Source organism: Kocuria sp. CPCC 205235 (genome assembly GCF_040980905.1).
In the GTDB taxonomy this organism is placed as follows: Bacteria; Actinomycetota; Actinomycetes; order Actinomycetales; family Micrococcaceae; genus Kocuria; species Kocuria carniphila.
Genome location: NZ_JAVKPR010000002.1, coordinates 1 through 12,702, shown reverse-complemented (window position 1 = coordinate 12,702; position 12,702 = coordinate 1). Strand labels below are relative to the sequence as shown.

General features: G+C 63.9%; 14 protein-coding genes. All 14 read left to right on the top strand.

Annotated features, from left to right (window positions below; genetic code table 11):
* The first annotated feature begins 39 nt into the window (after positions 1–39).
* The 14 genes from hpt to RF638_RS01550 all read left to right on the top strand — a co-directional run bounded on the left by hpt (position 40) and on the right by RF638_RS01550 (position 12,463).
* Positions 40–591, top strand: coding sequence for a hypoxanthine phosphoribosyltransferase (gene hpt / locus RF638_RS01615; protein WP_095797695.1), 552 nt, complete (start codon positions 40–42; stop codon positions 589–591).
* 221 nt (positions 592–812) lie between these two features.
* Positions 813–2,960, top strand: a complete 2,148-nt coding sequence (gene ftsH, locus RF638_RS01610) for an ATP-dependent zinc metalloprotease FtsH (RefSeq protein WP_129700736.1) — start codon at positions 813–815, stop codon at positions 2,958–2,960.
* Positions 2,961–3,617 carry a GTP cyclohydrolase I FolE gene (gene folE / locus RF638_RS01605; protein ID WP_129700738.1) on the top strand — a complete coding sequence of 219 codons (657 nt, stop codon included), beginning with the start codon at positions 2,961–2,963 and terminating at the stop codon, positions 3,615–3,617.
* Positions 3,614–4,525: a dihydropteroate synthase gene (gene folP / locus RF638_RS01600; protein WP_315278839.1), complete on the top strand. Its 912-nt coding sequence runs from the start codon at positions 3,614–3,616 to the stop codon at positions 4,523–4,525. The genes folE and folP overlap by 4 nt, the downstream gene beginning before the upstream one ends.
* A gap of 6 nt (positions 4,526–4,531) precedes the next feature.
* The gene (folB, locus tag RF638_RS01595; protein WP_095797699.1) at positions 4,532–4,933 is read left to right on the top strand and encodes a dihydroneopterin aldolase; all 402 of its coding nucleotides are present in this window, start codon (positions 4,532–4,534) and stop codon (positions 4,931–4,933) included.
* 2 nt (positions 4,934–4,935) lie between these two features.
* The gene (gene folK / locus RF638_RS01590) at positions 4,936–5,451 is read left to right on the top strand and encodes a 2-amino-4-hydroxy-6-hydroxymethyldihydropteridine diphosphokinase (RefSeq protein ID WP_129700740.1); all 516 of its coding nucleotides are present in this window, start codon (positions 4,936–4,938) and stop codon (positions 5,449–5,451) included.
* A 7-nt stretch (positions 5,452–5,458) separates the two neighbouring features.
* On the top strand, positions 5,459–6,016 hold the full coding sequence (locus RF638_RS01585) for a DUF3180 domain-containing protein (protein WP_095797701.1): 558 nt from the start codon (positions 5,459–5,461) through the stop codon (positions 6,014–6,016).
* The gene (locus RF638_RS01580) at positions 6,000–6,515 is read left to right on the top strand and encodes a PH domain-containing protein (protein WP_129700742.1); all 516 of its coding nucleotides are present in this window, start codon (positions 6,000–6,002) and stop codon (positions 6,513–6,515) included. The genes RF638_RS01585 and RF638_RS01580 overlap by 17 nt, the downstream gene beginning before the upstream one ends.
* A complete protein-coding gene (locus RF638_RS01575; RefSeq protein WP_129700744.1) occupies positions 6,515–8,239 on the top strand; it encodes a PH domain-containing protein in 1,725 nt (574 codons plus the stop codon). The genes RF638_RS01580 and RF638_RS01575 overlap by 1 nt, the downstream gene beginning before the upstream one ends.
* Positions 8,236–9,162 (top strand): Rossmann-like and DUF2520 domain-containing protein, encoded by a 927-nt coding sequence (locus RF638_RS01570; RefSeq protein WP_095797704.1) that lies wholly within the window; start codon positions 8,236–8,238, stop codon positions 9,160–9,162. Before RF638_RS01575 ends, RF638_RS01570 begins: the two co-directional genes overlap by 4 nt.
* Positions 9,159–10,001: a pantoate--beta-alanine ligase gene (gene panC, locus RF638_RS01565; RefSeq protein ID WP_259912661.1), complete on the top strand. Its 843-nt coding sequence runs from the start codon at positions 9,159–9,161 to the stop codon at positions 9,999–10,001. The genes RF638_RS01570 and panC overlap by 4 nt, the downstream gene beginning before the upstream one ends.
* A 23-nt stretch (positions 10,002–10,024) precedes the next feature.
* A complete protein-coding gene (gene lysS / locus RF638_RS01560; protein ID WP_259912660.1) occupies positions 10,025–11,548 on the top strand; it encodes a lysine--tRNA ligase in 1,524 nt (507 codons plus the stop codon).
* A gap of 59 nt (positions 11,549–11,607) precedes the next feature.
* On the top strand, positions 11,608–11,871 hold the full coding sequence (locus RF638_RS01555) for a hypothetical protein (RefSeq protein WP_129700748.1): 264 nt from the start codon (positions 11,608–11,610) through the stop codon (positions 11,869–11,871).
* A gap of 259 nt (positions 11,872–12,130) precedes the next feature.
* Entirely contained in the window at positions 12,131–12,463 is a 333-nt protein-coding gene (locus tag RF638_RS01550; RefSeq protein ID WP_095797707.1) for an Lsr2 family protein, read from the top strand.
* Positions 12,464–12,702: the final 239 nt, after the last annotated feature.

Genomic DNA, 12,702 nt, shown 5'->3' with positions numbered 1-12,702 from the left:
ACCCCATACCCTGTTCACGCAACACCTCAGGAGCGCAACGTGAAGGCCGAGCACGTCGAGTCAGACCTGACCCACGTCCTATTCACCAAAGAAGAGATCGCCCAGAAGATCGAGGAGCTCGCCGAGCAGATCGACCGCGACTACGAAGGCCGCGACGTCCTGCTCGTGGGCGTGCTCAAGGGCGCTGTGATGGTCATGGCAGACCTCACCCGTGCACTCAAGGGGCAGTACCCCATGGACTGGATGGCGGTTTCCTCCTACGGCTCAGGCACCAAGTCCTCCGGCGTGGTGCGGATCCTCAAGGACCTGGACACGGACCTGCACGGCAAGGATGTTCTCATCGTGGAGGACATCATCGATTCGGGCCTCACCCTGTCCTGGCTGCGGACCAACCTGGAATCCCGCGGCCCCAAGTCCGTGGAGATCTGCGCGTTGCTGCGTAAGCCGGACGCCGCCAAGACGTCCATCGACGTCAAGTACGTCGGGTGGGACATTCCCAACGAGTTCGTGGTCGGCTACGGCCTGGACTTCGCCGAGCACTACCGCAACCTGGAATGCATCGGCACCTTGGCCCCGCACGTCTACGAGTAAGAATTCAGGGAACAGTGGGGTCCCGCATGTAGCGTGAGCGCGGCGCGTGCGCTCTCAGGGAACGACCGGACCCGGATGAGGCCCGGTGTTCCCGGAAACGATAGATTGTGCGTTACGCGCCGCGCACCTACATCGGTAACCGGATCAAACGGACCCGGATACAGCACCGTCAGTTTTTGGGGCGCGGCACTGCGTGTCACGTCCACGGGAGGATCATCGGCTTGGCCACGGCGAAAAAACCCACCAGCTTCTTTAAGGGACCGTTCTTCTGGATCTTGCTAGCCGTCTTGGTGCTGGTACCCGTGGGCGCAAATCTCTTTGGCCCGTCCACTTCGCGCGTGGACACCAACGTGGGCATGTCGCTGCTGCGCGACCACAAGGTGCAAGAGGCCAAGATCTACGACGGCCAGCAGAAGGTCGAGCTCCAGCTCAAGGAAGACCTCACCCTCAACGACGAGCAACTCGGCAAAGACGTGGAGTTCTTCTTCGTGGAGCCGCGCGCTGAAGAAGTCATCGAGACCATGAACAACGCCGAGCTGGAAGGATTCACCGACCAGCCCGTTGAGAACAACTGGTTCCTGTCCCTGTTGCGGTTCATGCTGCCGTTCCTGATCATCCTCGCGATTTTCTGGTTCATCTTCTCCCGCATGCAGTCCGGCGGGCAGGCCATGAAGTTCGGCCGCTCAAAGGCCAAGATGTTCAACAAGGAGAATTCCGAGGTCATGTTCTCGGACGTGGCCGGTGCGGACGAGGCCGTTCAGGAACTCGACGAGATCAAGCAGTTCTTGGTCGAGCACGACCGGTTCACCGCCGTGGGTGCCAAGGTTCCCAAGGGCGTGCTGCTCTACGGCCCTCCGGGTACCGGTAAGACCTTGCTCGCCAAGGCCGTGGCCGGTGAGGCGGGCGTGCCGTTCTATTCGATCTCCGGTTCGGACTTCGTGGAAATGTTCGTGGGCGTGGGTGCATCCCGCGTGCGCGACCTCTTCCAGCAAGCCAAGGAGAATTCCCCCGCCATCGTGTTCGTGGACGAGATCGACGCTGTGGGGCGCCAGCGCGGTGCCGGCATGGGCGGCGGCAACGACGAACGCGAGCAGACCCTGAACCAGTTGCTCGTCGAGATGGACGGTTTCGACGCGAACACCAACGTGATCCTGATTGCCGCGACCAACCGCCCGGACGTCCTGGATCCCGCGCTGTTGCGCCCGGGTCGTTTCGACCGCCAGATCGGCGTGGACGCCCCGGACATGAAGGGCCGCGAGCAGATCCTGCGCGTGCACTCCAAGAACAAGCCGCTCGCCCAGAACGTGGACCTGGGGTCCGTGGCCAAGCGCACCCCGGGCTTCACCGGCGCCGAGCTGGCCAACGTCATGAACGAAGCAGCCCTGCTGACCGCCCGTTCCCACGCCCAGCTCATTGACGACCGCGCCGTGGACGAGGCCATCGACCGCGTGATTGCCGGACCGCAGAAGCGTTCGCGCATCATGAAGGAACTCGAACGCAAGGTCACCGCGTACCACGAGGGCGGCCACGCGTTGGTGGCTGCCGCGCTGCGCAACACCGATCCCGTCACCAAGATCACCATCCTGCCGCGCGGCCGCGCACTGGGTTACACCATGGTGATGCCGGCGGACGACAAGTACTCGACCACCCGCAACGAGCTGTTGGACCAGATGGCGTACGCGATGGGCGGCCGTGCCGCGGAGGAGCTCGTGTTCCACGATCCTTCCACCGGCGCGTCCAACGACATCCAGAAAGCCACGGACACCGCGCGCAAGATGGTCACGCAGTACGGCATGAGCAGCCGCATTGGTTCCGTGAAGATCGGCGGAGACAACTCCGATCCGTTCGTGGGCCGTGAAATGGGCTCCACGGGCAAGGACTACTCGGACAGCACGCTGGCGGTCGTCGATGACGAGGTGCGCAAGCTGCTCGAGCAGGCCCACACCGAGGCCCACGAGATCCTGGACGAGAACCGCGATGTCCTGGACCGCTTGGCCCTGGAACTGCTCGAGAAGGAAACGCTCAACGAGGCGCAGATCGCCGAGATCTTCCGCGACGTGCGCAAGCGCGAGCTGCGACCCGTGTGGCACTCGGGCGAAAATCGCCCGGTGTCGGACATCCCTCCGGTGATCACGGCTGCCGAGCGCGAAGAGGCACACCGCAAACACACCCAGGATCCGGACACCATGGCTCCCCAGGACCAGGCGGTGGCCGCCAAGCCCGAGCACCCGCTCGAGGTCCCGGATCACGGTGAATCCCAGATGCCCGGCACGGACGGGCGGGGTGGCCCTCAGGGCGGACCCGCCGGCGGTGAGCAGCAGGGCGACGGCCAGAATCCCTGGTCCGGCGGATCGCAGGAGCAGCGCTGAATGAGCCCGGACAACGGTCAGGAATTATCCGAGCCGATCTCCGGCTCGTACGCGGACTACCTGGAATCGGAACAGGTGGACAGCCGCATCGACCAACCGCGCATTCGGGCCGCGGTGCGAGAGATTCTGTTGGCCATCGGTGAGGATCCGGACCGCAGCGGTTTGAAGGACACCCCCGCGCGGGTGGCCCGAGCGTACGCGGAGATCTTCACCGGGCTCCATCAGGACCCCTCGGACTTGATGGCCACCACGTTCGACATCGGCCACGCCGAAATGGTCATGGTCAAGGACATCCCGTTCTACTCGACCTGTGAGCACCACCTGGTGCCGTTCCACGGGGTGGCCCACGTGGGCTACATCCCCGGTCCCGAGGGTCGGGTCACCGGGCTGTCCAAGCTCGCGCGCCTGGTGGACCTGTTCGCCAAGCGGCCGCAGGTCCAGGAACGATTGACCACACAGGTGGTCGAAGCGCTCGTGGACAACCTGCACCCTGCCGGAGCCATCGTCGTGATCGAATGCGAGCACCTGTGCATGTCCATGCGCGGGGTGCGCAAGCCGGGAGCCAAGACTGTGACCTCTGCGGTGCGCGGTCAATTGCGTGATCCGGCCACTCGCGCGGAGGCCATGAACCTGATTCTGTCGGGCCAAAATCGATGAGCCCGAACCGTGCCGACCAGCTGGGTTGGGGATCGTACGAGCAGTTGCCCCAGGGCCGGACCCTGGTCATGGGAATTCTCAACGTCACGCCGGACTCCTTCAGTGACGGCGGTACCCACGACACCGTGGACGCGGCCATCGCGCACGGACTGGAGCTCGCCGCCCAAGGAGCGGACATCGTGGACGTGGGCGGAGACTCCACCCGGCCGGGTTCCGTGCGGGTGAGTCTCGAAGAAGAGCAGCATCGCATTCTTCGGGTCATCCGCGGGCTGTCCGAGCGGGGCATCGTGATCAGTGTGGACACTCTCAACGCGGAGACCGCGGCCGCCGCCCTGGACGCCGGTGCGCACATCATCAACGACGTCTCGGGAATGAACGTCCAGCAGGACATGATCGAGCTCGCGGCACAGCGCCAGGTGCCGTACATCCTGATGCACTCGCGCGGCACCTCCACCACGATGGACGCGCTGTCCCGCTACGAGATTGTTCCGGACGAGGTCATCGCCGAGTTGCTCGCATTGCGCGAGCGCCTCTACCGCGCCGGGGTGAAACCAGAGAACCTGATCCTGGATCCTGGCCTGGGATTCGCCAAGGCCGGTTCCCAGGACTGGGATCTGCTCCGCGCCCTTCCCCGGTTGCTCGAGATGGGCAACAAGGTCCTCATAGCGGCATCCCGCAAACGCTTCCTGGGCCACCTCCTGGGGGACGAACACGGCCCGCGTCCCGTGGCCGAGCGCGACGGCGCCACGGCCGCCCTCAGCGCGCTGTCGGCCTTCGGCGGGGCCTGGGCGGTTCGGGTTCACGACGTCGCCGCGACCGCCGACGCCGTGGCCACCGCCCACGCGTGGTTGGGTGTCACCCCTCCGATCCTTGATCCCCATGAGATTCCCCACGAGAGTGAAAACTGAGCGCGAATGATGACTTCCCCCGCTGACTTGAGCCACCACGACCGCATCACCCTCACCGGCTTGGGCGCTGTGGGATACCACGGCGTCTTCGAGAAGGAACGTCGCACGGGCCAACCGTTCTTCGTGGACCTGGTGATGTACACGGACCTGAAGGCCGCGGGAAGCAGCGATGAACTGACGGCCACGGTGCACTACGGGGAGGTGGCCGAACTCGTGCGCGAGATCGTGATCGGTCCCCGTTACCAGCTCATCGAAACTCTCGCCGAACGCATCTCCACTGAGTTGCTCGCGAAGTTCTCCTTGATTGGGGCCCTCGAAGTGACCGTACACAAGCCCAAGGCCCCCATCGAGGTCACGTTTTCGGACGTGGCGGTCACCATTTTCCGCACGCGGGATACGGAGGGGTAGTCATGACAGCCCGGTGTGTTGTGGCCCTGGGGGCGAACCTGGGGGACCGGTTGGCCGCGTTGCGGTCCGCGGTGTCCGCTCTGGACGGCATCCCTGGAATGTCCGTGACCGGCTGCTCACCCGTGATCAGCACCCGGTCCGTGGGTGGCCCCGAGGGCTCTCCGGACTACTTCAACGCGGTGCTCGAACTCAGTGTGGAATTAACTCCCGAAGAGACGCTGCGCGCGTGTCAAAAGGTGGAGCAGGAACACGGCCGCGAGCGCACGGTTCACTGGGGTCCCCGCACCCTGGATGTGGACATCATTTGGTTCGAGGGCGTCCAACAACAGGACCCGAATCTCACGCTGCCGCATCCGCGCGCTCATGAAAGGGCCTTCGTTCTGGTCCCGTGGTCACGGCTGGATCCTTCCGCGCAGCTGGGCGGGCAGCTAGTGCGTGACTTGGCCAAGCGCGCCCCCGACCTCGAGGGTTTGAGCACCACGGATCTCACGCTGTGTGACGGCACGGAGGGGAGCTGAATCAATCATGCGCTACTTGAACGTACTGACGCTGGTGGTGATTGCACTCGTCGCCGCCGTGCTGGGTTGGAGCATCAACTACGCGGTCTCCGGGCAGAACCAGGCGCTGCTGATTCTCCCGTGGGGAAGCCTTGTGGCCGAGGGCGCCGCGGCGGCCGTGTTGCTCTATCTGGGTCTGCGGCTGCGCGCCTACCGCGACCCGGAAGGGGAGGGGCGGCGGCGTCGTCGAGCCCCGGCCGACCGGAAACCCTACGACCCCGTGTGGGGCGTGGGCACCGCAGCGGCGGCGCAGGCTGTGGCGTACTACGGCGCACTGACCGCGGGATGGCACGCGGGTCTCGGCGTGGATCAGGTCATGCTGCTCGGCGTGCGCACCACCCAGGAACCGCTGTGGTTGTGCGTGGCGCAGATCGTCGCGGGCGTACTGCTCATGGTCATCGGGTGGATCGTCGAGAATTGGTGCAAGCTGCCCCCGGACGACCCCGAATCCGAGAAGGACACCCCGTACGGTGGACGTCAAGACCCTTACGCCACCGGAGAGGGAGGCTATGCCCGACACCAATGACCTGAGCCCGCAGGGTTTGACCTGGAAGCGCGTATCGCCCGATTACATCAAGGTGCGGCTCATTTCCGGCACCATCAGCACCGTGATCTGGACCGTGGGCTTCGGCATTCCGCTGATTCTCGGTGTGCTGGGGATCTGGGGTGATTCTCCGGCGCCGTGGATGTGGTTCCCGCCCGCCGTGGTGCTGGTGTGGGGCCTGATCGACCTGTGTCTGATTCCCCGCCGCGTCCGCGCGATCGGTTATGCGGAGGAGTCCACCGAACTCTGGTTGCGCAAGGGCATCATCTTCCGCAGCGTCACGGTGGTCCCTTACGGTCGCATGCAGTACGTGGACATCAAGACCGGCCCGCTGCTCAACGCGTTCGGTCTGGCCAACCTGACACTTCACACGGCGGCGGCGAACACTGACGCGGATCTTCCGGGCCTACCCCGGGCTGAGGCCGACCGGTTGCGTGAGGAGCTCACACGCCGCGGAGAAGAGCTCATGGTGGGACTGTGATGAGTGCCCCCGGGATGAACGACCCCCAGACCAGCGCGCCGTTCGACCAGGAGGCCCCGCAGCCCGCACCCGAAGGGGAGTGGCTGCGCGTTCACCCGCTCACCCCGTACGTGCGCAGCTGGCTCCTCATCGTGGCGCTCGTGTGGGGCGTGGGCAATGTGTTCCTGGACGATGTCCTGGCGGCCGTCGTCTACGGTGATCCGCTCGACGTGGATTTCGCCGGAACCGTTCAACTGGTGGGTCTCGGCCTGGTCGCCGCGGTGTTGTGCGGCGTGGTCGGTCTGGTGATCGGCCTGGGTGTGCTCTCGTGGTGGTTCACCCGTTACCAGATCACCCCGGACCACGTGCGCTTCCGAAACGGCGCCATCTTCCGCACGCAGCGCCAAGCTCGGTTGGACAGGGTGCAGGGCATCGACATCGAGCGAAAGTTCCTGCCGCGGATCTTCGGGTTGGCGTCCCTGAAATTCGACGTCGCGGACGGCGGCAGCACCGCCCTGGAACTCTCGTACCTGCGCCGCGACAAGGCCCGGGAACTGCGCCACCAACTACTCGGCGCGGTACGCGAGGCCTCGGGCTCCGGCACGGTCACTCACGGTGATACCAAGGGTCTCCACGGGTCCGACGACGCCGCTGGCTCACCTTTCGGCGCCCCGAACCCGGTGGCGGCCGCTCACCGGCCGGCACCGTGGGACTACTCTCCGCAGGCACAGGAACACCGGGCGTTGCTCGCCCAGCACGGTGCGGGCTCCAGCCTGACAGCAGACGAGGAACGCTCCCGGGAAGTTCGAGCGGCCCAGCGGTTGGGTCTGCTCACGGACCAGGACGATCAAGATCAGCAACGCCGCGTGTTCACCGTGCCCACGAGCCGCGTGCTGCTGAGCCTGTTGCTCTCGTGGAGCACGGTCTCCGCGGTGTTCTTCGCCGTCGTGGCCGTGGTGGTGTGGCAGTGGAACCCTGAAGCCCTGCGGGTGCTGATCCCCAGTTACCTGCCCGTGGTCATCATGATCGTCTCCGGGCTCTACAACCGCTTGGAAAGCAGCTGGGGTTTCACCCTCAGCCAGGTGCAGGTGGGCGTGCGGGTGCGCTCCGGTCTGCTCAATGAACGCTCCTCGACCATTCCGGTGGGCCGGGTCCAGGCGCTGCAGGTGTCCAAACCGATGCTCTGGCGGGTCTTCGACGGCCACCGGGTCAAGGTGATCACCGCGGGCAAGGGCGGGGCAGATGACCTCGAGGGATTGCGGTCACTCGTCCTGCCCGTGGGCTCTCCCGAGAACGTGGCCGAAATCCTGGAACTCGTGCTGCCGCTCGCGGAACCGCCCACCGAACTGGTGCGGGACGGACTCAACGGGATCGACGGGGACCAGAACTACACGATCAGCCCCCGCCGAGCCCGCTGGGTGGACCCGCTGACGTGGCGTCGCACGGGTTTCGCCATGGACAACGCCGTTCTGGCCATGCGGTGGGGCCGGCTCAACCGGAATGTCAGCGTGATTCCCCATCACAAGACGCAGTCCCTCGGTCTGCAGCAAGGGCCCGTCGATCGGCGGATGAAGCTGGCGAGCATCCACGCGCACATGATTGCCGGACCGGTCACCACGGCCATTTACCACCTGGATGTGCGGCAGTCCCGTGCTCTCTTGGCGCGGCAGACGGGCCTCGCACGTGCCGCCCGGGACCGGGTCAACCAGGACAGTGCACATCACTCACGCGAGGAGATCCAGTGAACGAGCCACAACAGCGCCCGGGGCGCCTGGGCGTGGGAATCATCAGTGCCGGAAAGGTCGGTTCCGTTCTGGGCGCGGCATTGCGCGCCGCCGGACACGCCGTGGTGGGTGTGTACGCCCACTCCGAAGCCAGTCGTGACCGCGCGGATGCCCTCCTGCCGGACGTTCCTGTGCTCGACGTTCCCACCATCGTGGAACGCAGCGAACTCGTTCTCCTGGCTGTACCGGATGATCAACTCCCGGGACTGGTCGAGGGGCTCGGCAAACTGGGCGTTTGGCAGCCGGGTCAACTGGTCGTGCACACCGCCGGGCGCTTCGGAACGGACGTGCTGGAACCGGTGCGCGCGGCCGGGGGCATCGGCCTGGCCATCCACCCGTCCATGACGTTCACGGGCCTGAGTCTTGACCTCCAACGGCTCACCGACTGTAGCTTCGGGGTCACCGCTGCTGCTCCCGTGTTGCCCATTGCGCAGGCACTCGTCGTGGAAATGGGTGCCGAGCCGGTCGTGATTGCGGAGGCGGATCGCCCGCTCTACCACGCTGCTCTCGCCCACGGATCCAACCATGTGATGACGCTCATGGGCCAGTCCATGCAGCTGCTGCATAAGATCGGTGTCGAACACCCGGATCGCGTGCTGGGTCCCTTGGTGCGAGCCACGGTGGACAACGCCCTGGCCTCCGGCGAGAACGCGTTGACCGGACCCGTGGCGCGAGGTGACGTGAGCACGGTGGCCGCCCACGTGGCCGCCCTGACGGAACTTGCGGGACCGGACGCTGCGGCGTCGTCGGCGGGGCATGACCTGCTCGAGGGCTATCGCGCCCTCGGGAAGCTCACGGCCCAGCGCGCCGTGGCCTCCGGGCGGATCGACGACACGACATATCGCGCGGTGCTTGCCGCGCTCGAGGGGAAGGACCTCCAGTGACTCAACCCGTGGTGTGCACCTCCGTTGCCGAAATGCGTGAGGTGCTCGAGACACGCGTGGCTCAGGGCGTGACAAGCGTGGGGTTGTTCCCGACCATGGGAGCGTTGCACGACGGTCATCTCCGGATCGCGCAGACCGCGCGCGAGGAGAATCAACTGGTCGTGGTTTCCGTGTTCGTGAATCCGCTCCAATTCGGGCCCAATGAGGACTTCGACAGCTATCCGCGCCAGCTCGAGCAGGATGTCGCCGGGCTCTCCGCGAGCGGGGTGGACATCGTTTTTTCGCCGAGCACCGAGGAGATGTATCCGGGAGGCGTTCCGGTGGTCTCGGTGACCTCCGGTCAGGCCGGTTCCGTGCTGGAAGGTGCCACCCGCCCCGGTCACTTCGACGGCGCCTTGACCGTGGTCAACAAGCTCTTCACGATTATTCAGCCGGGCCCCGGTGTCGAATTCCGCGCCTATTTCGGCGAAAAGGACGCCCAACAATTGCTGCTGATGCAAAGAATGGTGCGTGATTTCAATCACCGCGTGCAGATCCGACCGGTGCCCATCGTGCGCTCGGAGCAAGGCCTCGCGCTGTCCTCGCGCAACCAGTACTTGACCACCGACGACGCCGCCCACGCCCTGGTTCTCAACCACACCTTGCGCTCGCTGGCCGCGGGTGAACTTACTCTGGATCAGGCCCGCGGGCGCATCGACGCGGAGCCGAGTGTAAAACTCGATTACCTGGTCACCGTGGACCCGGATACGCTCGCGGAGATCCAACCGCGAGCTGGGGCGTTGGCGCTGGCCGCCGCCTGGGTGGGCCCCACCCGCCTCATCGACAACATGAAGATTTGATCTGACCGCTATCCTGGAGAATTGTGACCGAGCAGCGAGATAACACCACAGCAGTAGATTCCACGCCGGAGCTTTCCGAGCACGAACTCAACGACCAAATGGCGTTCCGTGCTGCCAAGCGCAAGGCCATTGAGGAATCGGGTGTTTCCCCCTACCCGGTGGGGGTGGGTCGCACCCATTCCCTGGCTCAGGTGCGAGAGGGTTACGAGCACCTCGAAGCCGGAGAGGAAACCGATGACGTCGCGACCGTCGCGGGACGTGTGATCTACGTGCGTAACACCGGCAAGCTGTGCTTCGGCACACTTCAAGAGGGTGACGGCACCCGGCTGCAGGTCATGATCTCCAAGGCCAACGTGGGCGAGGACGCCCTGGCGGCTTGGAAGGCCCAGGTGGACCTGGGTGACTTCGTGGCCGTGACCGGCCGCGTGATCAGCTCCAAGCGCGGTGAACTGTCCATCATGGCCGATTCGTGGCGCATGGCCTCGAAGGCGCTGCGCCCGCTGCCCACCTTGCACAAGGAGCTCAACGAAGAGACTCGGGTGCGTCAGCGCTACCTGGACCTCATGGTGCGCCCTCAGGCTCGCGACGTTGTGCTGACCCGCTCGCTCATCACGCGCACCGTACGCCGGGTTCTCGAGGAACGCGGGTATATCGAAATTGAAACACCCATGCTGCAGCTCATTCACGGTGGTGCGGCCGCGCGGCCGTTCGAAACGCATCTCAACGCGTTCGACCAGGACATGACCTTGCGAATTGCCACCGAGCTCTATTTGAAGCGAGCCGTGGTGGGTGGAATTGAAAAGGTCTTCGAGCTCGGCCGGGTATTCCGCAATGAGGGTGTGGATTCAACTCACAGCCCGGAGTTCACCACCCTGGAAGCGTACGAAGCGTACGCGGATCAATTCGTGATGGCTGACCGCATCAAAGAAATTATTCAGGCGTGCGCCTCCGCATTGGGTGTGGAGGGTATTGATACTGATCAGGGCCGCATCGAGCTCTTCGGTGAGTGGGAATGGGTTTCCGTCTACCCGGCTTTATCGGAAGCTGTGGGGCAGGAAATCACGCCGGACACATCGGCGGATACGCTGCGCGAGATTGCTCAGCAGCGCGAGATCTCTGTCGATTCCGCGTGGGATGCAGAAAAACTCGTGGTCGAGTTGTTCGGGGAAATTGTCGAGCCGAACTTGATCCAGCCCACATTTGTTTACGATTACCCACCTTCGGCTCAGCCGCTGGCCCGTCAGCACCGTGAGAAGCCCGGACTCATTGAAGCCTGGGATCTAATCATCGGGGGAATGGAGCGGGGCACCGCATTCTCCGAGTTGATCGATCCAGTGATCCAGCGTGAGCGACTCACGGAACAGTCCTCGAAGTCCGCTGCGGGCGATGTGGAGGCCATGCAGCTCGATGAAGACTTCCTGCGGGCGCTGGAGTACGGCGCACCGCCCATGGGCGGGCTGGGACTCGGCCTGGATCGACTGATCATGCTGTTCACCAACCTGGGAATCCGGGAGACCATCCTGTTCCCGCTCATGAAGCCCGAGTGATCGGGAATGAGTAGCCAAGTGCCAGTGACCGTTCAGGGCAGTAGAGGACAATAATCACCATGGAGTATCTTTCCGTTTTCTTGCCCTCTCTCGGTGTGGGCCTCATTTTCTATCTGGTCATGAGGTGGCTTTTCCGCGGTGACCGGGCAGAACGTTCCGCACAAGCGAATGTGGAACAGGATGCTGAGCGCTGGTATGAGCAGGTCAAGGACCGCGAAGGTGACCAGGTTCCCTTTGGCTACCAAGAAGTAAGCTCAAAGAAGAAACGTGGTTTAGAACTCAAGAACACCATTCCGATCCGGGATACCCCGCAGGATAAATAACGCTGCGCAATTATCCCACCGTGACATTAGTGAACAATCATGTCATGATAGGACCGCGTGAAACACTCGTGTTTTTGTCGGCTTATCACCGCGAGGTGTGATGGATATCAAGACCATCGTTGGTGATTAGGGACTAATCGGGGGACAGGTTCACGCGAAATGACACCACGTGTGGCTTTCCGCCCGGAGAGCACTCATGGCACCTAATGTCTCACTAATTTTGACATGACCCTTGACGGGGTGATGAGGAGGATCCGACATGGCACAGACAGTCAAGATCATTCTTGAAGATGACATCGATGGCGGCTCCGCAGATGAGACCATCCGTTTTGGTCTCGATGGCGGTCAGTACGAAATCGATTTGAATTCCGCTAACGCCACCAAGTTGCGCGAAGCTCTGCGTCCTTACGTGTCCAAGGCCCGCCGCGCCTCGGCCAAGACCAACCGCGGGGCCACCACGCGTCCCACCCGCTCGGGCAACCCCGAAACGCCCAAGATTCGGGCGTGGGCCAAGGAACAGGGTTTCCAGGTGTCCGATCGTGGACGTATCCACCAGGACATCCAGGACAAGTACTACGACGCTCACAAGTAAGAAAAGTTCAGGCGTGCCAAGGGGAGAGTTCGACTCGGCACGGACCTGATGATGTAGGTCGGGAAGGGCGAATCCCGGCGAACAGCTCAACGGCCGGAATGCACCTACTGGGTGCATTCCGGCCGTTGCCGTTGCCGGGCACAACAGGTTTTAGCTCTGGGCTATACAGGCTCTTCAGGATCCAGGGTGTAGTCGCGGCCTGAACCCGCCGGTCTCCAGGAGCGATCTGGCGATGTAGT